We start from the raw sequence: 23,776 nt of genomic DNA, 5'->3' as shown, positions 1-23,776 counted from the left end.
ATCTTGGGCATCGATCGTACGTGGGGTAGCCGAGTTGAACCGACGGCGTTAGTAGCCGCAGTCCGTTGTCCTTGTAACCTGCCAGCGGCAATCGTCTGAGTTTCAGGGGTTGGTGTGTATTAAGTGTTAAGCAAGCTTCCAAACACGCGTCGCAGAGTGCTTTCCAAATAGAAGCCATTCGATGCATGAATGTAGTACCTGTTCAGAATGGCCGATTCTCGTCCACTGACCAAAGCCGCTTGTAGCACCAGCAGTCCAAGGAAACCTGTTGCCACGAAGCTCGCGACTAACCAGAGCATCTGCGGAACACCGGCGACCGGCAAACTTGCGGAGATGATCGAGTCGATGGTCGCGAAGCTAGCCGAATAGAGCAGGCACAGCCCGCCAGCGACAGCCAGCGCCCGAAGCCACTGTATCTGATGGCCACCGCGCATCACTTGACCAATCCACTGGTGCAGTGCTAGGCACAAGATTCCTCCTAGCAAAAGTCCACCGGGCTTGGTCACCGGATTGGATCTGAACAAAGCTAAGGAAGCCCACAGGACCGCGATTAATGCCACGCCACTCGCTACGAACCTGAACCAGTTGACTTGGTGAGTGGACGACAGTGATCCAGTGATTGCTGCCCGGGCTGCGATCACGCTTCCACTGCTCAAGAAGGCGTGCGCCTTATAGAGGGAATGAGCTAGAATATGCAGCATTGCCGCCGAGTAGGCACCTAGGGCACACTGCAACAACATGAATCCCATTTGCGCTATTGTTGAATACGCCAGCGACTTTTTCACGCTCGATTGGGTCAACATCACCACTGCCGCGAAAAATGCGGTGAATCCAGCGATGATGGCCAACGTGGTTAATGCCCAAGGTGTCAGCGCTACTACGGAGCTGGTTCGAATCATTAAGTAGCCGCCAGCATTGACGATGCCTGCGTGCATGAGTGCTGATACAGGCGTTGGCGTTTCCATAGTTTGGGGTAACCAAGTGTGGAAAGGGAACTGCGCTGATTTAGTGATCACGCCGAGAACTAACAGAAATCCGGCAACTTGCATTTCGACAGTGACGGTCGTAAGCGAGCCCACCAACGCAAACAATTCGACGAACTCAAGTGTCCTGAACTGTGCATAGATGAGAACTGCGGCCACAATTAACGCCGCGTCACCAATCCGACTTGTAGTAAATTTGGTCCAAGCGGCGCGTCGAGCTGCTGGTCGCTGTCCGTAGTGCAACAAGAGTTGGTGAAGGCCAAGGCTGGTCGTTACCCAAGCCACAATAAACATTAGCAGATTGCCTGCGACTACCATCAGACAGACGGAACCGATCGTCAATCCTGTCCAGCGGAAGTAGCTACCTTGCGTCGCTTCGCCATCGAGGTAGCGAAGTGAATACTGGCAGATCACCCAACCGAGGAAGCTAACCAGCATCAACATTAAGCTCGCCACACCGTCGAAGTAAATCGAAACTGCGAAAGGGGTATCGCTGGAGAATCTAAGCAAATCAGCGTTCTGTGCCCGGACTCGCCCAGTTGCCAGGATCACGGAAATGCAAACCGCGACGAAAAACTGGAATGCTGCGATCCAAGTGACCGCATTGCGGGTCGCTAGCGGCCGTGCGTTGACCAAGGAATTGGGTAAACAGGCCAAGGTGAGCAGAATGGCTGCGGGAGCCGTCAGAAGTAAGGCAAGTGAACTAGACATATCGTGACCTCCACTTTGCGAATTGGAATACGCGAAGTGTAATGCGTGAATTTAGAGGCGTCAATATGATTTCGTATGTCTCGGGGGGGAATCTTGAGAAAAATGTCTGTTAACCAAGAAAACCTGTGTAAATCGTGCTTGAGATGTGCTAAGTTGACTTCGTGAATCCACTTTCGCAAATTGCGAGATTCTCTTCCGCGTTGCGACATTCGTGTCTCATTTGTTCGGAAGCCACTATGGCCAAGCCAAAAACGCCGGTTCAACTGACGGAATCCCCAGCTTCCGTTGAAACTGCTAGTCGTTGGACGTTCTTGACCAATCACGCACACGTGCTTATCGCACTCTCCGCAAACCCAGACTTGGTATTACGTCAAGTAGCTTTGCGCGTCGGCATCACTGAGCGGGGGGTGCAAAGGATCGTGCAAGATTTGGAGGATGAAGGCTTTATTCGCCGAGAGAAAGTAGGGCGAAAGAATCACTACCAAGTGTTGAGGGAACAACCGTTGCGACACCCCATTGAGGCTCACCGCACAATCGGAGACCTCTTAAAGCTGATCAACGGGTAACTGACTACCTTTAACCTCAGTTCCAACCCCAGCCAGAGCGACTAGAGCAGACCTCGAATTGATGTAGCGTCGGATGTAGCGGATTTGCTTTAATACATTTTGCCCAAGGAGGTGGCCAAATGCGTGCTTATTCGATGGATTTGAGAATTCGTGTACTCAAGGCCTGTGATTCAGGGTTGGGAACGACGGAAGTTGCCGAATTGTTTGACGTGTCGACCGCTTGGATTCGAAGGCTCAAGCAACGCCGTCGTGAAACAGGTCAAATCGGTGCTCGTGAGCAAAGACACGGCCCGCTTCCCAAACTACACGGACACGAAGAGGAGCTCGTGAGAATTGTCGAGGAACAGCCGGATCGAACGGCCAAGGAAATCGCGGCATTACTTCCGCTTTGCATCTCGCATCAAACCGTCGACCGCTTTGTTCGTCGTTTGAACTATCGATTTAAAAAAAGACATTGACGGCGGCCGAGCAGCAGCGGCCTGATGTAGCAGAGAAGCGGCTGCGATGGCGTCGTTCGGTGCCACACCTGGACGCAAGGCGATTTGTCTTTCTGGATGAGACTTGGGCAAAAACAAATATGTCACGCTTGCGAGGTAGAGCCCTCCCGGGCAAGCGAATCATCGAAATGATCCCCCACGGCCATTGGAAAACCACGACTGTATTGATGGGACTACGATCCGAAGGAATCGTATCTCCATTGGTCATTGATGGGCCGGTGAACGGTTCGGTCTTTCTAGCTTGGATAAAACAGCAGTTCTGCAAAGAGCTTCGCTATAAAGACATTGTCGTCATGGACAATCTCTCGGCGCACAAAGTCGCCGGAGTCGTCGAAGCCATCGAGTCGGTTGGCGCCGAGGTTCGCTACCTTCCCCCATACTCGCCCGACCTGAACCCGATCGAAAATCTCTACAGTAAACTAAAGTGGCTGATTCGAAGCGAGGCGACCCGGACCGTCCAAGCCCTCTGGAACGCAGTTGGCAAACTGGTCGACCGATTCCATCCGAAGGAATGCCTCAACTACATTATCCATGCCGGATATCGCCTGAAGAATACAGCCGCTACAACTACTTGAGGTCTGCTCTAGCATCCATCAGCTTCATCGCTTCAGTCCCGCCTGTTCGCCCCAGGTTGCAAACTGTCTCCGCTATGCATCGCGTGTCACCAGGGGCCTCAGCCAATTGAGTTGGGCAAGCAATAGGCACCAAGGGGCTAGCCAGAAGTCGAACGATCCAGGCTGGGCAAGCCGGCGGGATTCATCGTAGAGGAATTGCATCTTCTCGGAAGAATCTGGCAGATACCAATGGGGCAAGTCTGCGTGATTGATGTCGCCAGTTCATCCGGCAATTAGTTCTCCTGCTCGCATGCCAAACTAGCCCGCTAGAATCTCTCGAATGACTGTTCCGTGGACGTCGGTCAGGCGGCGATGCATTCCGTTATGGTAGTAGGTTAGCCGCTCGTGGTCGAGTCCCAGCAGGTGCAGGATGGTGGCATGGAAGTCGTAGACGGTGCGTACGTTTTCGGTGGCGCGGTAGCTGAATTCATCGGTTGCACCATAGCTGACGGGCGCTTTGACACCAGCGCCCATCATCCAGGCGGTGAAGCCGTCGGGATTGTGATCGCGACCGCTGGCTCCCTGCTGAAACGTAGGCATGCGCCCAAATTCGGTCATCCAGACAACCAACGTGTGTTCCAGCAGACCGCGCTGTTTCATGTCTCGCAACAGAGTGGCCACAGGACCGTCAAAAACGTGTCCATGAATCAAATACTGGTCGTGCAAAAGTTTGTGTCCGTCCCAATTGCTAACGCCTTCGCCGCCGGTTTGATAGGCCCCGTTAAAGAGCTGCACGAAGCGCACGCCTTGTTCGATCAATCGCCGCGCTAATAAACAATTGCGGGCGAATTGCTGACGCACAGGTTGGTTGCTGTCATCGGCTCCGTAGTCGCGTAGTGTGCCTTGCGTCTCGGTCGATAGATCGGTGATAGTCGGTACGCTCAACTGCATGCGTGCTGCCAGTTCGTAGCTGGAGATTCTGGCGGCCAACTCACTGTCGCCAGGATAACGCTCCTGATGAAGCGTGTTAAGTCGGTCGATGAAGCGCCGGGTCTGTGCGTCGGTACTGGCCGACACATTTTCGGGTCGAGCCAGATTGCTGAGCGGTTTGACGGCGCTCAGTTCGGTGCCCTGATAGGCGGCGGGTAAATAACCGGCTCCCCAATTATTAATGCTCGATTGCGGCGTGCCGCGTGGATCCGAGATGGCGATGTAGGCAGGCAGTTGATCGTTGTCAGACCCCAGAGCCCAAGTTGTCCAGGCACCCAAGCTGGGATATCCTTCCAGGATATTGCCGGTGGACATAAAGTTTTCACCGGGGCCGTGCGTGTTGGTCTTGCTGGTCAGCGAATGGATAAAACACATGTCGTCAGCCAATTCGGCGATCTCCGGCAACAGATCAGAAATCATCTTGCCGCACTGGCCGCGCGGTTTGAAGGCCCAAGGGCTGCGAGTCAACATGCCTTGAGCGCCTTGAAACGTCAGCAAGTCTTCCGCACCAGGTAGTGGCTGGCCATCTCGGCGGATCAATTCAGGCTTGTAGTCGAACGTATCGATTTGACTAACTGCCCCCGAACAATAGATTACCAACACTTGGCGAGCGGCTGCAGGGTGATGTGGCGGACGCGCCGCATAGGGTCGCGCAGGATCGATGATCGGTGCGCCAGAGGATGGCTCTGCCAACAGTCGATCCTGCTGCAATAAACTGGCTAGCGCAATGCAGCTTAAGCCACTCATCGAGTTGGATAGAAAACGCCGGCGGTCAAGCAACGAATTCATGGGTATTATGTTGAAATAGTCAGTCTACAGGATGAACAAAAACTCGTTTGTACACAGCAGCGCACGAGCAAATTGTTGCAAGCCATGCTGCGCGATAAACCGCCCGGCCTCGGCCAGCTCGTCCGGCGTCGGGGGGCGTTGATAGCACCACTGCCAGGCTAGCTCGATCTGTCGATCTAACTGCGAACTGGACTGTGCCAGGCGCTCTGCTAAAAATTCCGACTGTTGCGACATAAACGGGTGATTCAGCAGTGCCAGCGCCTGTAGCGGCGTCGTGCTGTGTCCGCGTTTGGCTACGCTCATACCGCCGTCTGGGCAATCAAAGCTGCCAAACAAATCGTCTTTCTCTTGTCGTACGCGCGTCATATAGATCATGCGTCGCCATTGATCCGGACCAAATTGTTTGCGCGGATGGTAGTGCCGCACGTTTTCCATGTCGACATCGAAGGCGCTGAAGCCTGGGCCCCCCGCAGACTGCACATCGAGTTTACCGGAGGCTGCCAGAATGCAGTCGCGGATCGCTTCGGCCTGCAGTCGTCGCGGGGGAAATCGCCATAGCAGGCGAGAGCCGGCGTCTTTGCTGACAGCGGCGGCTTGCGGGAGGCTGCTTTGTTGCCAGGTTTGCGACAGCAGTATGTGTCGATGCACCGACTTGAGGGACCAGCCCGAGGCAATTAAGCTCTGAGCCAGCCAATCCAAAAGTTCCGGATGACTGGCAGCGGCTCCGTTGTGACCAAAGTCACTAGCCGTCTCCACAATTCCCGTTCCAAAATGGAATTGCCAAATTCGATTGACAATCACCCGCGGTGTCAACGGATTGTTGGGATCAGCCAACCAATCCGCCAGCGCCAGCCGCCGCCCAGCCTCTGCTGAATCTGTGGGCAACTGAAATTCTGCAAGTGCTGCAGGTCCGCCCGGAGCAACTTGCTCACGCGGCTGCTCGGGTTCACCGCGATACAATCTGAAGGTGGCTGCGGGCTGTTGGAAAGTGCCGGTCCAGGCCACGCAGGTGTCGATCAGTTTTTGCCGTTCCTTGCGAGCTTGCTTGAGGTTCCTGAGCGCTGCCCGACCGTCCCGGGCCTGCTGGCGAGAGGCCCCGGAAAGGTCGTAACGATCCTCTGACGACTCTCCAAACGGTTGGCGATCTGTCGATGAAGTTAATGGCTGCCACTGACCAGCTGCAAGCGCGGATTCAAATTCATAGTCAATCGCCACCCGGTCCTGGTACTGCTGGTTGCGATCGCGAGCCCACTGGATGCGATCGATCTCGACAGGTTCAGGAAATTCGATCTGTAACCACGCCCCCGATTCTTGCGAGGCGATCCAACTGTGTTGATTGCCGTATAGGCCGTCGTTGATGTGCGCGAGCTGATGAAATGGATGTTCAAAATCACCGGATGAGCTGGCTACGGCTCCGCGACTGGCCAGAGCCACATTCTGCTGGCCGGAAAAGATTTCCAGTTCGTCGATGCACGGCTGGCCAGTGTTCGTGCCATGAATGGTCATTCGCACACGGCGCGCCAGCCGAGATGGGAAGAGTTCAACATTCAAGGATGCGGTGACGGGTTCTCGCAGATTGTTGGTCTTGAATTCTCGCAACTGTTCTTCAAGCTGACGAATTGTCAGATCGAGATTGTCCAATTGTTGCTGCTGTTGCGCGGTCGGTTGCACAGGTGCTTGACCGTGATGCACGCCAGCGAATATCGCCTGCAGGGCGTAATAGTCACGCTGGCTGATAGGATCAAATTTGTGATTATGGCAGCGTGCACAGGCCAGCGTCATGCCCAGGAATGTTGTGCCGGTGGCACCGATCATGTCGTCCAGTTCGTTCATGCGCTGGACGAGTCCTAGTTTTGCATCTTGTCCTTTGACGATGTCATGTGGTCCAGCCACCAGGAATCCGGTTCCCAGAGGTTGATCGAGCTGGTCTCCGGCAATCTGCTGGCGAATGAATTGATCGTAGGGCATATCTTCGTTGAATGCTCGTATCACCCAGTCGCGATAGTGCCACGCAGTGGGACGTTCGCGGTTGGTTTCGAACCCGTCCGTTTCGCTGAAGCGGACCAGGTCCAACCACAGCGTGGCGAAAGCTTCGCCAAAACGTGGGCTTTCCAGGACACGATCGACCAGTTGCTGCCAAGCGTCGGGTGCTGGGTCAAGCGCGAATTGATCGACTTGCTCTGGTGTTGGCGGCAAGCCGTGCATTACCAAATACAATCGTCGAATGAGAGTCCTTCGATCAGCCACGGGCGATTCGGACAGCGAATGCTCGTCCAGTTTTTGATGGATGAAAGCGTCGATTGAATTGTGACTGGTCGACCGCGAAAGAGGTTGAAAGGACCAGTGTTTCAACTCGGCCTGCTCCTCTGGAGGACCGTAACTGTCTGGAGTTGGCGCACCGGCTGCGATCCATTGGCGCATCACTGAAATTTCATCAGCGCTCAGAGGATCATCGGGCGGCATCGAGCGATCGGCGACCCCGCCGATGATCATTTTGATTAGGTAGCTGTCGTTGGGCTTGCCAGGCACAACCGCCGGTTCTCCCGAATCGCCACCACTGAGGAGACTGGCCAGCCGATCCAACCGCAGACCGCCTTGCGGATCTTCTCCTGCATGGCACTCGAAGCACTTGCCGCGCAGAATTGGCTCCACAGAATCTTCAAATTCACCAGCCTGCACTCCAGATAATGTTGCCTCTGCCATCTTGGCGAAGACCAGCATGCCCACGAGCAACAATCGTGCACAAAACCAGAACTCCGCTTGAGTTCGCAGTCCAAGAGAAGATGCAGCAGTTGGTTTGACAAAAGGCATGTGGCGAAGCAATTCAAAATGACGGAATTCGTGGGTCCAGCCAATAGTATATCAGTATATCATGAGAAACCGAGACTAATGGGAAGGCGACGTATTTAACGCCAAGCTCTTGGGGCTGCACTGGCGATCGCAGTATTCCTTCGTCCGTACTTGAAATGCTTTAGAGGCCGCAGCTTCCAGCGGTCCAAGGCAGAGTACTCGTATGAGAAGTGAGTCAATTCTCGACGTTGCCCAGCGGGTAGATCAGTTTTTCATGTCAAAGTCGTCTATTCACAATACCATGTGTGGGTTGGTAAAGGCGATGAGCGATTGGGACCTTCCAATTGTTATCGCGGGAGAGATGGCAGCCAACGCACAGGGACAACAGCGAACTAAGGCTGAAGTACATATATTGACTCGCCGTGAAGACTTGCAGAGATTTAAACTGCGATTCGGAGGACTTGGTTGGGTGGACAAGTTCGAGGGCTCCAAGTATCTTCGCGACGCTACCACCAATGTGAATATGGACGTCTTGATCGCCGGTGATTATCCCAGAGATGGAGTGCCTAAGCCGGCGGTATTTCCAGTGCCCGAAAAAGTCAGCTGGATTAGCGCTGATGGAGTGCACCATGTCATTTTGGAGGCACTGTTAGAGCTGAGAATTGCGATCGGTATCTCAGCCAGACACCGAATTCAATACTTGGCCGATGTTGTGCAGTTGATTCGTGTCAACCGGTTGCCTCGGACCTTCGCAGCCAAACTGAGTCCATACGTCGCCGATACATTCGACAAACTTTGGCAAGCAGCGCAAGTTAATGATGACTACTGAGCGCGATCAACGGAAGTAGTCCAGATCGTCGCCGGCTGTAGGACCACTCGCACGACAAGTTTTCAGGATTCGATAACGAATGCCCCAGGAAATCTAGATTTGACTTCAGTCCGCCTGAACTATTTCGCTGCCAGCTCGCGTTCCGAGGGCTCGCCAAGTTGTCAGTTCAGTCCGGTCGCCAAATGACCGGACTGAACCGTCCATGAGAGCCACATTGACCATGCCAGCGTGGAAGCTGCGAGATGTAATGACCGCATAGGTGGCCTCGGTGGCACTCGTGGCTTCCTGGCGAGAGGTGTAGTCGATGCTGACTCCGTTTGGGCAGAGATTCTGCGCATTGGCGAGCACCAATTTGCCGTTCGGCGTCAAGCCGGTTGTAAAGCCTTGGTGATGCACTCGGCCGTCAGGCCATTCGGTATGCCCATTGGGTCGGCACCACGCGAAGGTTTGTGGAACTCGGGCTGCGACTGCTGCCGCGTTGGCTGCTGGTATCGCCCAGCCACCGAGTACCGGCTCGTTGCGGCCATAGAACTGCTGGGCTTTGACTTCCGCCACCATTAGCGTCTGACTGGACCCATCGATCAGATCTCGCATTCCAATTCCTGCATTGGGACCAAACACGCCGTCTCCGATCGAATCGGTTCGCGGATCATAGATAAGCCAACTGCCAAAATTGAACCCGTAATTCGTTGGATAGAGTGGATTGGCTAATTTAGGACTCATGTCACGAGGGACATCTGCATTAGGATCTGACGCACACGAATAGGTTGCAATCTTCAGGCCGCCAATCGCCGCTTGATTGTCCCAGCTGGTATTGAGATCGACTTGGTTGTACAGGTTGCCTTGTTCCAAATAAGGCAAGAGCCGTCCGTGAATTGACCAAGAATTATTGGTATTGACCGCTCCCACCGTGTGGATAATCGCCGACGGTGGAAAGTATCCGAGAGCTGATTCATGATTCAATGCCGCCAACGAGATTTGCTTTAGGTTGTTCTGGCAACTTAATCTGCGAGCCGCTTCACGAGCGGCTTGTACTGCGGGCAGTAGTAAACCAACCAGCAGGCCGATAATCGCAATCACTACCAACAGCTCAACCAGCGTAAATGCGCTTCTGGTCGGGAGTTGTATTTGCAAAGGACCGATCTCCTATCTTTCCAATCACTCGACTCCACTGGTTGCAGGTCAACATTGCCTGCTAACATGTTGCTTCTCTGATCGCCGCAGCAAAACACGGACCAGGCTAGCGGATTTGCGCATGTCTGCCGACAGTTGATGCAGCACCGGCCATTCTCGCTGAAGTTCTTCGACAGTGCACGCCCTGTTACTAAGGGTACCGCCAACGATGGCACGCTAGAAATTGGCGGTTTTTCCAGCAACTTGGTGAAAATTCTGTCACTAGCCAGCGTGGCAGCTACTCAGAAAGGCCGGTGACACCTACGGTATTAGGACTATGTCATTGAGCCGAAAGCTGACTGTTCCGATACTCCTGGCAGCGTTGGTGACGACCATCGCCGTGACGCTAGCGTCGTATTGGCTGGCTGTTAGCAGTACCGAGGCGGAATTGCATGATCGATACGCTGCGATCGAGTTGATGATTCAGCGATCCAATTTCCCGCTCAACCCAACCGTGCTCAGCATGCTTGGCAGTTTGACTTCAGCTACTTGGTTTACCACATCTAGCGACGGCGTCGTTCTTGCAGGCCGGCCGATTCGAGCCAAGCCGGATGTGCCAATTGAGCCAGCGGAACAGCCCGACCGGGAGTTGCTTACGAGTATTCCCCGCTATGCAGATTCAGGCCTCATTGCCTCAATTCGTCTGGGTGAACATTGGTATCGCGCAGCGCGTTTTCAAAGGAGCTCTGGTAGCGACTTGCGTGAGCACAACGCGGTCCAGGAGGTGGTGGTCATCGTGGATGACTCAAGTCGCCGCGCGGCGATTCGCCGCGCAATTTCGGCTCCATTGATCGTTGGATTATTAACGATTGCCTGTATGGTTGCAATTTCACTAATGGTCACCAGTCGCTGGGCGCGGCGTGTAGGTCGATTGCAGGCAGATGTGAATCTGATTGCTCGTGGCAATTTTCTCACTCCAGTTTCGATTGATAGCCAAGATGAACTAGGTGATTTGGCGCGTGACGTAGCCGGCATGGCGCAGCAGCTTGATCAAATGTGGAAGAAATTCCGTCGCTGGCACAGCGAGCAATTACTGCATCAAATTTCTAGCGGGTTAGCGCATAATCTGCGTAACGCGCTGACGGGTGCTAGAATGGCCGTCGAACTAGCTCAAGCTACAACTTCCGGAGCATCAGACAAACGGGGCGAAGTAGCGAGTCTCCCAGAGGAGCTCGACCCACTTTCGGTTGCTGTGGCACAGGTTGAACAAGCCGAGCAATACGTTTCACGGATATTGCTTGCCTGCCGCAATGACACGCACCGGCCTCAGCCAATGGTGCTGGCAGAGTGTTTCCAAACTCTGCAGACAACGTTGTCTGCTACCGCCGCCCACCGCGGTGCAAACATTCAATGGCACTTGCCGGAGCAACTCGCGAATTTTATCGTCAACGATGGTTTAACTTTAATGGCTGCTATCGGCAATTTGATTTGGAACGCAATTGCGGCAGGTAAGCAGATTAGTGTCTCCGGTGACGTACACTCGTCTTCTCGATGTGCCGTTGTATCAGTGACTGATGATGGGCCTGGGCCTGACCCTGCAATATGGGATACTTTGTTCGATCCGTTTGTGACGACTAAAGTCGACGGATTGGGGCTTGGCCTGGCGTTGGTCCAGCGGGCCGCCGAGTCACTTGGCGGTCGAGTCACTTGGATCAGGCGTGACCAGCGCACAGTTTTTGAGCTTACATTTCACGTTGAGAAAGCGGCGACAGCTCCATGTCCGTAGCCTTGGTGATCGATGACGAGCCCAGTATCTGTTGGGGTTTCAAGAAGCTCTTACAATCCATCGACATGGAGGTGGTGACTGCTGGTACAGCTGAGGCCGGATTGACTGCTGCTAAGAAGCATCGGCCGGTTGGATTGGTGTTGCTAGATGTGCGATTACCCGACAGCAGCGGCTTGGAGTTGATCGAACCGTTGCGCGCAGCTACTGACAATGCGCCAATCATCATAATGACGGCTCACGGAAATTTGGAAACGGTGGTCGCTGCTATGGACGGCGGGGCCGTGGATTACTTGCACAAACCCTTTCGACTGTCTGATGCGCTCGCGGCCTGCCAGCGAGCCATTCGTAGAGAGTCCTTAGAAACGCCCGTGACTTCAACGGCAAATGGCACAGAATCTGGACACGAGCTGCCCGAAAACCGTTTGATAGGAAAATCGGCAGCTATGCAGAAGTTGTTTCATCAAATTGCGTTAGTAGCTGATTCTGACTTATCGATCTTGATCACTGGTGAGACAGGGACAGGCAAGGAATTGGTCGCTCAGGCGATTCACCAATACAGTGCTCGACAAGGCCGGCCGTATATTGCCATTGCACCTGCGACGTACAGTCCGGCACTGCTGGAAAGCGAGCTATTTGGGCATGTTCGAGGAGCATTTACTGGGGCAATGGATGATCGACCTGGGGTATTTGAGATTGCTCACGGTGGCACCATTTTGTTGGATGAAATCGGTGAGCTGCCGCTGGAATCGCAAGTGAAATTACTCAGAGTCTTGGAGCAAAAAAACCTCTGTCGCGTAGGAGATAGTCGCTGGCGGAGCTGTGACGTGCGCATCTTGGCCGCTACACACAAAGATCTGCGGCAGGCCGTGGCTGAAGGTCGATTTCGCGAGGATTTGCTTTATCGGTTGAGCGCCGTAGTCATTGAGATTCCGCCGCTACGAGAGAGATTGGAAGATATCGAAATGCTGGTTTTTCACTTTCTCAAACTGGCCGGATATTCGCCGCCTGAGCAATGGATCAACTCAGCGGTGCTCGATGAACTCAAGACCTGGCCCTGGCCGGGTAATGTTCGAGAGCTTCGCAATGCTGTTGCCAGGGCAGCGGTCCTTGCCCGCAATCGAAAACTGGACCTCAGCGATTTTCAAGTCAACCCAGTCTTGAGACAGAGTCAGGGCGAAACAGGACTTGAGGAAGCTATTCAGACATGGGTGGCGAGGCAACTTGAACCATCACCAGCCGCTGGCAACAAATCACCACAACATCCGATTGACTTATACGAGCGGTTCTTGGAAGCCTCGGAGCCCTTCGTATTAAGAGCCGTTCTTGAGGCTGTGAAGGGCAATCGGTCGACCAGCGCTGAAATCTTGGGTATTCATCGGGCAACTTTGCGCGAGCGCTTGAAACGATATGGGATTGAGTGAATAGTTCGCTGACCACAACGCCGCCCAGGGTGAACGAGCCGCTGGTGTTAGCGTGGCTATCGAAAATAATCCAAATCAGCCGAGTCAGCAGGGGCTCCTTCGTCGCTGTCGCTGTCGCCGGCCTGTAGTGCGTTACGATTGGACGTGACAGGTGCAGCAGGAGGTGTGGATTGTCGAGCAGGAGTTGTGGATTGTCTAGCAACCCGTGCTGCCGGATTACTTGCCGTCGGAGCGGTCCGCGCCAATTGGCTGGGGCCGGTACCTAGGTAGACTCGCGTGTCGTCAATGATCCAAGGTGCAGTCCAATCTCTTCCATTGTCGCCATTGACTACGTTAAAGAAGGCCGATCGAAATCGTTCGGCGCGGTAGCCGTAAGGATACTGCGTTGCGATATGATCTTCGGCAGTCAAGTCCTCTACACCGGGCTTGGCGTAATAGTGGACGGCTCCATTGGCTGAAACAGCTAGCCCCATCGTCCACCAACCGAGCGTGGTAATCTCGGGCCCCGGCATGTCGCCGCCATTGCCGTTAGAACGAATTCGGAAAAAAATGCGATCTTCGGCGCGCTTGGTCAGTTCCTTGGGTTCCAGGCACACGAACAAGCCTGGCCAATAGACTTCGTTCTCTTTTTTGGTGGTGAAGACCAGTATCTTGCCAGGAACTGTCTTGGTGGTTTCAAGGGCTACACGAAAGGTAAAGTGAGTGCCGCTGCGGCGATCCCACTGGTCGATCGGTGGCATGTAGACGCGCGTCGTGACACTCGGATTCTTGCTGATGGGAATGGTACCGCCCGTGCGATACTGAATGTTTAAGATGAAATCTTCTTGCTGCATCTTGTGACTTGGTCGATTCGGGATGCCGGTATGCAGGGATTGCAGCAAGAGTGAACCCAAGCTGCCGGGCAAGCCCCCAGGTGGCGTATCGATGCGCTCAACGACATCGGGTTGCCCACGCTTGGCACCTTCGAACCAGCGTCCATTGGCTGACTTGCCAAGTGGTAGGTTTTGCTGCTCATTGTTCTCTTCTGTACTCTTGGGTTCATTAAAAATGTACTTCCAGTTTGGATCTTCAAAATCGTCGCCCACATTGTCCAGTTCGACGCCATGTCCGGGTACAAAATTGCCATTCTGAGCCTGCAACGCACCGCCAGGCAAAAGCAACAAACCAAGTAGAGCCAGTTCAAATCGTCGCATAATTGAATCCTTAATCGGCGGCAACATTTCCTGCGGGTTGTATCGGTCGTTCCCCCCATGAATGTTTGAGTAAAATGAGGCAGAGTGTAGCGATGCCCTAAACCCTGCGCTAGGCTACCTAGGTTTTGATAGCTACAATCCACGTTGCTGAGGTCGCTTCCGTTTGGCGGCATTTGCACGACGAGTGGCAATTAATGCTAGCGAGTAATAGGCGATGAATGATGCCGCTGTTGCCAAGCCGTTGATCGATGTCGGTCAAGTGCTAGAGTTGCACGCGCGGATGGTGCGAGCCTGGCAGACCGCACCGATGGGTAACTCCGACACGGGTTATTTGGGCTTGGTGTGTCAGCAGCATCGGTACAACTTTGAGTTGTGGCACTGGGAAGACCAGGCACGCAGTCCAATCGCTTCCGATAGCGAAATTGCGCAAGTCAAGCGCAACATTGACAGGTTGAATCAATTGCGCAACGACTACATCGAAAAGCTGGATGACTGGCTTGCCGAGAGACTAGCCGCAGCAGGCATTGTTGCCGGTCCTGGTGCGAGGTTGAACACCGAAACGCCAGGCAGTGTCGTTGATCGGTTGAGCATTATGGCGCTCAGAATCTACCATTATGAAAAGCAATTGGAGCGGTTAGATGCCGATGAACAACACCGGCAGATGGTTCGCAAACGCATCGAAATCTGCCGGAGGCAGCAAGCCGATTTGGCGCAGTCTCTCGACGAGCTGTTGTGTGATATGCAGCAGGGGCGAAAGCGGCATCAGACCTATCGTCAGTTGAAGATGTACAACGATTGTACGCTCAATCCATTTCTGTACAAATCGAGTTAGGGGAGCCTGTCGTTTACTAAGTTTCCAGGGCTTGGTGGGTCTTGGCCCAACCCCATGGCAGAAAGACTAACAACGGTAGCCACACGGCCAATTGTGGCGACAGCAGATAGCCGGTCGACCCAATTGCGGCCAGTCCCATGACCACTGCCGTAAAGCCGCCGACCATGCCAATGCTGACTCCCGCTAGCCAAAACATGTGGCGATCGGGACGCGATAGAAGTACAGGAATTCCCAAGAGCAGCACCGTCCAGTCGATCGCAGGCCGAACCAGTCGCTGATGAATGCTAACACGTAAATCATTGCCGGCCAGCGGTAGTCTTTCGGCCTTCAGTTGAGTGATTAATTCCGGTGTGGAGGCGAATTGTTGCCAGGTATTGCCGCCTCGCAGCGTTTCATAGCCCACCGTGCTGACAAACAGGCAGCTACCGGGCTCCAGCCACGGGTGATCGTGCCGAGTCAACAGCAATGGTGATTGAGTGATGGGATCGTAGACCGATGGCCGCGAGTCGATGTTGCGCGGCAGGTGAACGCCGCTTAGTAGATAGCCTGCAGGATGTTCGACTGTGGCTTCGAGGTAGGTCCCCAGGTTCGCGAGCAGCTTGTTTCCGATTCCGTCGAGCAACGGTCCGCCTTGAATCTTCAGATGAATATCCACGATTTCATGCCGCACCGGCACAAGATGGCGACCGTGAATGAGAGTTACTGTTTGCGGATCATAGGCCGGTCGAATAGGTCGTGGCAAATCACCGGTCAAATCACTGGGCTTGCGGTCCAGCCGGTCTTGGTAGCGCGGAATGGCCGTCTCCCGCAGCACCGCAGCACTGGCGATTACGCAAAACGAGGCTGCCAGCAGTGGCCGAGCCACACGGCGTTTGGTAATACCTGCCGCGAGTAGCGCGGTCAGTTCATTTGTCTTATTGATCCATCCGATCGTAAACAACAAGGCCAAAAGCGCCAGCATCGCGCTGACTCGTTCGAATACAGATAACGAAAATGGGCCATAATAGCCGGCTAGCGTTGTCAGTACTGACGTTTGCTGTTGTTGGGCGTGTCGATCAAAGTCATCCAAGTTGCTGAACAAATGAATGACGATCATCAAGCCCGCAATCGACACAAAGCAGATCAGCAGGATGCGAAAATAAAGTAGCAGTAGATAGCGATCGATGCGAGTCAGTAGCATTGTCGGCGGGCCATGCGAGATGCGATGCAGTTTACCGCAGTTTCGCAAATTACACGCTCACATCGCAAGGCTTCTTCCAGCGGTTCCCATGACAGCGTCAATTGCCAGCATTTGCTAGGGCTAATTCGCGGCTATGATTCTTGCAAATTGCAACCCAAATTTTACAGCCGCAGGCAGAATTAGAAGATTCCGCCGCCTCCACCACCGATCCCTCCACCACCCGTATTGCCCCCACCAATCCCAGCACCGCCCGCCCCCGATTCTCCGGTTACAAAGTTAAAGGTGAAGATTTCGCCAATGCCGGTAAAAAACGGCGTAGGAGACAGTCGGACATAGCGTCGATCTGGGGAAACGACACCCGTTGTAGACAGGTTGGCACCTTCGGGAAGCGTGGTAATGACTGGTGTATAGCCAACGGCGCCGCGGCCTGCGGGAAAGCCAAGGCCGTTGATAAGCGCATTGCGCAATTGCAATTGGCGAAAATAGTTGTAGTTGCTGGCGCTGCTGTCTGCGGAAGCTCCTCCTGCCGATATCTGACCAAGTACAGCTCGGCTAGTTGCCAGTTGCTTTGTTCTCACAGCAGCCAACTGTGTATCAGCAATTGGTTCCTGTCTACGTCCATTCTTGACGACAACTTGAATTAATGCATCTTTCTGGCTCAGGTCCACCACTTGTGAAGCAAACTGTTGTTCCGGGGTTCCATAGTCGGTGTAGATTTCTACAGTCGCTTTGCCACCCGATACTTCGCCTAATACGCGACGAATCACGATATCGTACTGTCCGCTATAGCCTTGTGAGCACACGTAGTATTCGGAGAATCCCTCCAACTGCGGCTTTTCGTTCAGGCCGGAAGCATCCCCAACCAGTGTGCCGCCGCTGAGCGTCACTGGGTTGGCCAACGAACAAATCGTACCCCCTGGTTCGCGGACGCGCAGATCAAGATCGGCTTGGCCAGTCCAATTAACGCGCACAATAATATCGCGTTGTAAAGATTGATGAATCTCTTGTTCCAGAGCGGTTGATTCAATAACACGCCCTTCTTTGGACATGCGTATGAGCGTAGCCTGCGCCAGCATCTGTGCGTCATCAAACAGTGAAGCATGTTCTTTGGGCCAAGCCTTACTCAGAATGCCCGTACAAACCCACCGCAGCGCCTCGACATCACCGGTTTCTTTGGCCAGTGGAAGTGCTAAAGCGAACACATCGTACCGCAGCGGTTCGACGTGCGCGATGTCACGCAACAGTTGCAGTGCGTCGCGCTTCATGCCCTTGTTTGCCATATGCCGAGCGATCTGGAAGGCTTGAGTCGTGTCGGCTTGAAAGTCAATAGAACTCAGCAGCACACGCTTGATTTCCTCAGCCGGATAATTGCAGGCTTCCATGCTCAGGCTCAGCGCCTGATACATCCATGGCTGTGGGTAGCCAGCGCTCAGCAAGCCACCGATTAACTGAATAACTTTCTCGAATGCGTCACGAGCTTTATCGAGTTGCCCGGCTTCGAGATGGGCTTCGGCTACTTCAACACACTGCTGAACGACGGTCTGCACACGCGTGTTGAGCTTGTCGGTTGCCTGATCATCAGCCTTTTCATACAGCCTGACCCAGGTTTTCGGGTCCGTGCTCGCGGTAGTTTTAGGCTTAGCCGTCGGGGCTTGTTTGGTGGTGTCGTCGGGAACGGCAAACATACCGCCGCCCATGCCGCCCATACCGCCGCCCATGCCACCCATACCGCCGCCCATGCCACCCATCATGCCGCCGCCCATGCCGCCCATACCGCCGCCCATGCCACCCATCATGCCGCCGCCCATGCCACCCATCATGCCGCCCATCATCCCGCCACCCATGGGCATTCTGGGGACAACTAGGTCACCAACTGGATAGATGCGCGTGACAGGATCCTTTTCAACACTGGCGAGTGTGGTAATCTCCAGCACTTCATTGCGGACGATGTACGTTAGATTCAATGGTTCCAACAGCAATCGCAATAGGCTGCGTAAGGAAATAGGTGGCAATTCCAAGGTGATTGGCGCGTCAGGTTCGATGCCATCGTTCTCGAGTTCGGCAAGATTCATCCACATGGGAATCTTGAATTCATCTGCCAAGCCCTGAATCACTTGCGACAGCGGTTGTCCATTGAATTGATTGTTGCTCGTGGACTGTTTCAACGCCGAATAAATTCCGCGCGCCTGGTCGTCGCCACTGGATAAGCTGACAGCACTATAACGCTCCTTGCGACGTGCCGACAATGCTTGCCAGATTTCGGGTGGCGGATAGATGACCGGTGACGGATAGCCATCAAACGGTACCGCTGCTTCTTCCACACCACGCATGGCGTCGATGAAGCCTTGCTCACGGCGCTTAAATGCATCCATCACCAGCGCTTGATTCGATAACAGCGAGCTTTCTTCACGAGTCACCACAGCCAGTACCGAATCGGGCACCTGCTTTTCAATTTCTGGAGAAACATCCTTAGAGGCCTCCAAGTAACGCTGCTGAGCCATCAAATAGTTGAAGTGCTCGACGAGCTGCTTCAGTGATTCTTGGCTACGCCTGGTATCATTCAGAATCCGCTGGGCAGCATCAGCCTGTGCTCGTACCACTTCGGATTGGGCCAGCCGTTGTCGGAGTTTGACTTCCTGTAGCGAAGCCTGGGCGATGGCCGAGCCGATTTGGTCTCGCAATTGCTGTCGGGTGGCGGCATCGACGTCGGTGGTGGAATCGACCTCTTCCAACAACAGCTTGAGTGAATTTTTGACGCCAGTGGGATCTTGCGACGACAATTTGCGAGCATCGCCGAGCTGATGGCGAACGTGCTGCTGCATGGCTTGAGCAGCCGCGCGTCGCAATTCCTGCTCCTGAGCCAATAAGTCGCTGGCGGCCAGAGTTTCCGACAACAGAGAAGATTGTGCTCGATCTGCCGCTGCCGGTCCATTGAACTGCATCAGCTTGCCGACAGGAATGCTCTTGTCGTCAGCGTCGATTGCTTTGAGAGATGCCTTGCGAAGTTGCAGGGCCGCGGGGTTCTCGGGGTCACGCTTGAGCGCTTCTTCGGCAATTCGCAAAGCGCTTTCGGGCTGCCCGGATCGCAGCGCAAATTCTCCGGACTTGATCAGCGACACAGCATCATCAGCCAACGCATGGCTCAGCGACCGCAGGCCATCGGAACCCAGTGCCGGCAAATTCAGCCCGCCATCAGAGCGAACACGGTCGATCACAGACGTCAAGAAACCCATATCAGGGTGACTGGGCTCGGGGGTCACCTGCCATTTCAATTCAATCGGTTGTCCCGCAACCAGGCCAACCAACTTGACTTGTCCCGTGGCTACATCACCGTCCAATTGACCAACCACGACCGTATCCCGGTCTAATCGTAACGGAGGAAAGCGCTGCGGGAAATGGTTGGCAATTCCGCGCGGCAGTTCGGCATTCTCAATCCAGACCACAGGTAGCGCAGTGCTAAGTCCTAAATTGCGACCAATCACTTGTGTTGATTCGGTTATCGCATCGCGATTGTAGAGGACACCACCGGTGTGATTGGCTATGGCTGCTAAGGTATTAACATCGGTAAACGGGCCAATGGCCAATGACGAAAACGTGATCTGTCGGCTAACCAGATCGTCAATTAACATCCGATGCTCGCCCGGTGTTAAGAACTGGCTACGATTTACGCCATCGCCCAGGTAGATGATCGTCCGCTGCATCGTTGGTTTGTTGCCAAGCAATTCGGCCGCCGATCGAATCGCGCCTGACAAATTGGTAGCCCCCAAGGGGACACGCTGCCTAAGTCTTTCCAGCGCTTGTTGCCAAGCCGGATCGCTGGGTGATACCAGACCGGTTGTCATCGGCACCGCTTGAATATCACAGGCAATCAGTCCCACCTGAGCCCCAACCGGTAGCGTCGCAACCAGCTCTTCCAGTACCTCGAGCGCTTCACGACGAATCCAACCTGTTTGCGATGCAGAGGTGTCAAACAGCACTGCTATTTCGTAGCCGTCGGGGCGCGCGTAGTCCTGTTGTTGGCCAGGCTGAAGGCATAGAGCATAGAGCTGATGTTGACCTTCGTTAAAGGTGGACCAGCGACTGGCAGCCCCTTGGTCAGCAAACGCCAACGAAGTCCAGGCGAGTATCGCGATAAACGCTAGCGACTTGATAAAGCGAATAACCATTCCAGAAGTGAAGCAATTAGGAATGCCAGACATAAATCATCACCTGAACAGTTTGTTGCGATCGGAAATTATGAAGTAGCTCTTGTGGGTGGTTTGATACGCAGGCGGCCAGCGCTGTGTTGCATTTTATTCACCCAGCCCTCGAACTGCTACAAAAAACCAGACAGATTGAACTTCAGAGCAATTTTGGCGTTACGAATATAGGGTGCCCGCCCCTGTCAAACCGGCTCCAGCACACGGTCGCCGACAGGTGAACTGGCCACTAGGTGCAAATTTTGTGCCGGCACCGAATAATGGCTATGGGTGGGCGAGATCGGCAAGCCAGGCAGATGCTAATCGTTGCAAATCCTATGCCTTTATTGCCCCGGCGGCGTGACTAACACGAATCAAGCGAATGTCCGTCGGCCACAGCAATCATCCGCTGAACGTTGCAAAATGCAACAACGGGTTGCAATTCGACAGCAGAAGTACCGAAGCGACCATCATTTGTTTCCACTGGCTCCAGAAATGAACTCAAGCCGAAAAGATTGGCTAATCGTTACAGCTTAACTTGGTCGATAGAGGTTGAGACGGTCGATTACCTGAGCTGGAGCGCTCCGTTCTCTACGGGAGCATGCCGTAGGTGACCGACGTAACGGGGCAATGCGTGGTGCCGAGCAAATCAGCGTTACGGGAGTGAATTGGAATGAATTGCAGCAGACATCAATTACTACGTAGAGTGAAGATTAGTTGGATCCGGTCTGCGCTGTGTTGCGCTTTGAGTCTTCAGGTTGCAGGGCCATTGGCCACCAAAATCTACGGCCAGTCGGAATCCCGTCAAACTACATCCACAAGCATTCCGGCAGCAGTCAAGATGGTGCGCAGCCCGTCCCGTTCGGACGCCGGACCGACTCGCACATTGCCAGCCGCCCTGCGCTCGCCTGAATCAGATCGAGACTACTCGACGGGATCACCTTACAAGTTGCGAGCTGATTTTACTGTTCAGCCAGCGCCGGAAAATTCCATTTCGACGATCCAGGCCGAATTGGTTGATAGCCAGGCGCAGAATGCAACGATTCAACACAATCAAGTGCAGGGTGCGCCAACTACGCCCGCACTTCAATCTCCTAAGGTCTCACGGGTACCTGTGCGACGCAGCATCGCTGAGCCAGCACCGACTGCTAGCCAGTCACTGCCCCAGCCACTAAGTCAACCTCAGCGAGTTAGCTCATTGCCGCCACTTCCGGTTCATGGCGACACCGGTGAGAGTGGTGAAGACACCGGCATGGGCATCAGCAGCGACCCGCCAAGCATTCAACAAAGCCTTCCATTGGTCGAAAAGATGACATCGGAAGCTGGCAGCAGTGAGGCAGGCTCTGCGCCTCCATTCGCCGCACCGAAGTTGCAGTCGAACCTACGTCCCTCGAGTGCTCAATCTGACACTCGGCGCGGACCGCCAAAGGTTGCTGAGAGGCGCTTGGCAGTGCAGGCACCGAACGTTCATGTTGCGCTACGCGGACCGAACGTCGTTGAAGTCGGATCGGCGCAGCAGTACTTTCTAGAGGTCGTCAATGAAAGTCAGATGCAAGTACCGGGTCTAATCGTGCGCTTGGATGTTCCCAGAGGCGTCCAATTGCAACCTCCTACCAACCATCAGAACCGGATTACCGCCGAACAATTGGCCGACGGCGCAACGCTGGTAACCTGTATGTTCGACACAATGGGACCGGGCGAACAAGTTGCAGTTCCCCTGCAAATCGCGGCTCAAACTGGTATCGACTTTTCTGTGGGGCTCGAATGGACTTTTCAACCATTAGAAGGACGAACGCCCATCGAAGTCATTTCGCCGGCCCTGGAATTGCAATTGCAGGGACCCGGCGAGGTTAACTACGCCGAAGCCAATACATACCGACTACAAGTTCTTAATCGTGGGACAGCAGATGCGCATGATGTCGTGGTGACGCTCGCGGCGCAAGAGTTTGGCTCTAGCTCGCTGGATGTGGGTACAGTTACCGCCGGTGGGTCCGAGGCGATTGACGTCGAATTGGTTTTTAAACAACCTGGTAAAATGAATATTACTGCCGATGCCAGGGCTCGCGGCGGCTTGGCGACTCGTACGGAAACCGGAGTGCATGTTCGCCAGTCGCGATTGGATATTCAACTGGATGCACCCGAATTGGCGTATTACGGATCGGCATCGACCTATGAGGTACGACTGAGCAATCATGGAGACGCGGTAGCCCGAGCAGTGTGCACGCGAATCCATCTGCCATCTGACGCTCGCTTGCTGAATGCACCACCCGACTTGGTCAACCAGTCGGGCATTCTCGTGTGGAACCTCGACCAGTTGTCTCCTGGCGGTTCGCAGGAAATTCAGTTTCAAGTCGCGTTGGCGAGGGAGGGCGACAATCACGTAACGGCCGACTGCTCTACTAGCACAGGTAGTGCGGTGCGCAGCGATGCAGTCACGCAAGTCAAGGCGGTTACCGATTTGAAACTTATGGTCAGCGATCCGAGTGGTCCGGCATCTGTGGGCAGCGAAGTTGTATACGAACTTGCTTTGGCCAATCGTGGGTCCAAGACTGTCCAACAGGTATTGGTGGCTGGACTGTTCTCCAACGATATTGAACCGGTACGCGCCGAGGGGCATCGCCATCAGCTCATGCCTGGTCAAGTTCGTTTTGAGCCTATTGTTCAGATCAAACCTGGCGAAACCGTGACGCTGAAGATTATTGCATTGGCATCAGCTCCAGGCATGCACCGGTTCCGCGCAGAGGTGAAAACAGACGATGCTGGCGTGCAACTGGTCCAAGAAGAGACGACTCAATTCTTGGAGGCCATCCGCCGAACTGCGCGCTCGGCTGATGTAGTGCCCCTGGTTCGCTAGTAAGCCATAGGCTGATTCTTCAAATGTGCCTCGCACTGCTGGTTTTCGCCGCTAATCAGCTATTTGCAGGCATCACGCGCGCAGTTGCGGTAGTGCCTTCTCAGCCTGGGCGGTTATGATACTTAGGTCGACTTGCCCGAACCCACAATCCGTCCATTTGCAAAGTACAATGATTGCACATGCCAGAATCACGCCGCGAAAAAATATTGACCATGCTGGAGGCTGAACCGCAGGATGTGTTTTTGCGGTATGCATTGGCGATGGAGCTAGATAAGGCCGGTGAGTTCCAGCAGGCTTTGGACATTCACAGTCAGTTGGCTCATGAGCAGCCACCGCACGTACCGTCGTATTTTCGCGCGGCCCAAATGTTGATCGGGCACAATGAGATCAGCCACGCACGAGCTTGGTTGCGCGATGGAATTGACATCGCGCGACAAGTCGGCGATTTGCATGCGGCTGCAGAAATGAGTGACTTGTTGTCGCAGCTAGGTGAGCTGGGCGAGTAGCGAG

The 23,776-nt window shown here is 54.2% G+C and carries 16 protein-coding genes; 9 read left to right on the top strand and 7 right to left on the bottom strand.

Annotated elements, in window-relative coordinates; all coding sequences use genetic code 11:
* Positions 1-119 precede the first annotated feature (119 nt).
* Positions 120-1,694, bottom strand: a complete 1,575-nt coding sequence (locus KF752_20615; protein MBX3423968.1) for an oxidoreductase — start codon at positions 1,692-1,694, stop codon at positions 120-122.
* Positions 1,695-1,930: 236 nt separating this feature from the next.
* On the opposite strand from KF752_20615, the gene KF752_20610 reads away from it, so the two are divergent.
* From KF752_20610 to KF752_20600, 3 genes are all read left to right on the top strand, one after another.
* A complete protein-coding gene (locus KF752_20610) occupies positions 1,931-2,260 on the top strand; it encodes a MarR family transcriptional regulator (GenBank protein ID MBX3423967.1) in 330 nt (109 codons plus the stop codon).
* 119 nt (positions 2,261-2,379) lie between these two features.
* Positions 2,380-2,718 carry a transposase gene (locus tag KF752_20605; GenBank protein MBX3423966.1) on the top strand — a complete coding sequence of 113 codons (339 nt, stop codon included), beginning with the start codon at positions 2,380-2,382 and terminating at the stop codon, positions 2,716-2,718.
* Complete coding sequence (locus KF752_20600) at positions 2,715-3,332, top strand: IS630 family transposase (protein ID MBX3423965.1); 618 nt, start codon at positions 2,715-2,717, stop codon at positions 3,330-3,332. Before KF752_20605 ends, KF752_20600 begins: the two co-directional genes overlap by 4 nt.
* A 297-nt stretch (positions 3,333-3,629) precedes the next feature.
* On the opposite strand, the gene KF752_20595 is transcribed toward KF752_20600, so the two are convergent.
* Positions 3,630-5,090 carry a DUF1501 domain-containing protein gene (locus KF752_20595; protein ID MBX3423964.1) on the bottom strand — a complete coding sequence of 487 codons (1,461 nt, stop codon included), beginning with the start codon at positions 5,088-5,090 and terminating at the stop codon, positions 3,630-3,632.
* 24 nt (positions 5,091-5,114) lie between these two features.
* Positions 5,115-7,811, bottom strand: coding sequence for a PSD1 domain-containing protein (locus tag KF752_20590; protein ID MBX3423963.1), 2,697 nt, complete (start codon positions 7,809-7,811; stop codon positions 5,115-5,117).
* A 343-nt stretch (positions 7,812-8,154) separates the two neighbouring features.
* On the opposite strand from KF752_20590, the gene KF752_20585 reads away from it, so the two are divergent.
* Positions 8,155-8,709: a hypothetical protein gene (locus tag KF752_20585; protein MBX3423962.1), complete on the top strand. Its 555-nt coding sequence runs from the start codon at positions 8,155-8,157 to the stop codon at positions 8,707-8,709.
* 105 nt (positions 8,710-8,814) lie between these two features.
* Here the strand turns inward: KF752_20585 and KF752_20580 are convergent, their stop codons facing one another.
* Positions 8,815-9,843, bottom strand: coding sequence for a DUF1559 domain-containing protein (locus KF752_20580; protein ID MBX3423961.1), 1,029 nt, complete (start codon positions 9,841-9,843; stop codon positions 8,815-8,817).
* Positions 9,844-10,159: 316 nt separating this feature from the next.
* Here KF752_20580 and KF752_20575 point away from each other — a divergent pair, with 316 nt between their 5' ends.
* Positions 10,160-11,608 (top strand): HAMP domain-containing histidine kinase, encoded by a 1,449-nt coding sequence (locus tag KF752_20575; GenBank protein ID MBX3423960.1) that lies wholly within the window; start codon positions 10,160-10,162, stop codon positions 11,606-11,608.
* Positions 11,599-13,029 carry a sigma-54-dependent Fis family transcriptional regulator gene (locus tag KF752_20570; GenBank protein MBX3423959.1) on the top strand — a complete coding sequence of 477 codons (1,431 nt, stop codon included), beginning with the start codon at positions 11,599-11,601 and terminating at the stop codon, positions 13,027-13,029. The genes KF752_20575 and KF752_20570 overlap by 10 nt, the downstream gene beginning before the upstream one ends.
* Positions 13,030-13,085: 56 nt before the next feature.
* Here the strand turns inward: KF752_20570 and KF752_20565 are convergent, their stop codons facing one another.
* Positions 13,086-14,222, bottom strand: coding sequence for a hypothetical protein (locus tag KF752_20565; protein MBX3423958.1), 1,137 nt, complete (start codon positions 14,220-14,222; stop codon positions 13,086-13,088).
* A 214-nt stretch (positions 14,223-14,436) separates the two neighbouring features.
* Here KF752_20565 and KF752_20560 point away from each other — a divergent pair, with 214 nt between their 5' ends.
* Positions 14,437-15,054: a DUF4254 domain-containing protein gene (locus KF752_20560; GenBank protein MBX3423957.1), complete on the top strand. Its 618-nt coding sequence runs from the start codon at positions 14,437-14,439 to the stop codon at positions 15,052-15,054.
* Positions 15,055-15,070: 16 nt separating this feature from the next.
* Here the strand turns inward: KF752_20560 and KF752_20555 are convergent, their stop codons facing one another.
* Both KF752_20555 and KF752_20550 read right to left on the bottom strand, forming a co-directional pair.
* Positions 15,071-16,234, bottom strand: a complete 1,164-nt coding sequence (locus tag KF752_20555) for an LptF/LptG family permease (protein MBX3423956.1) — start codon at positions 16,232-16,234, stop codon at positions 15,071-15,073.
* A gap of 179 nt (positions 16,235-16,413) precedes the next feature.
* Entirely contained in the window at positions 16,414-20,433 is a 4,020-nt protein-coding gene (locus tag KF752_20550) for a hypothetical protein (protein ID MBX3423955.1), read from the bottom strand.
* A gap of 748 nt (positions 20,434-21,181) precedes the next feature.
* Here KF752_20550 and KF752_20545 point away from each other — a divergent pair.
* Positions 21,182-23,266: a hypothetical protein gene (locus tag KF752_20545; GenBank protein MBX3423954.1), complete on the top strand. Its 2,085-nt coding sequence runs from the start codon at positions 21,182-21,184 to the stop codon at positions 23,264-23,266.
* 179 nt (positions 23,267-23,445) lie between these two features.
* On the top strand, positions 23,446-23,772 hold the full coding sequence (locus tag KF752_20540; GenBank protein MBX3423953.1) for a hypothetical protein: 327 nt from the start codon (positions 23,446-23,448) through the stop codon (positions 23,770-23,772).
* Positions 23,773-23,776: the final 4 nt, after the last annotated feature.

The organism is Pirellulaceae bacterium, from assembly GCA_019636385.1.
In the GTDB taxonomy this organism is placed as follows: domain Bacteria; phylum Planctomycetota; class Planctomycetia; order Pirellulales; family Pirellulaceae; genus Aureliella.
The sequence above is the reverse complement of the archived record's forward strand: the minus strand, read 5'-3'. Positions and strand labels throughout refer to the sequence as shown.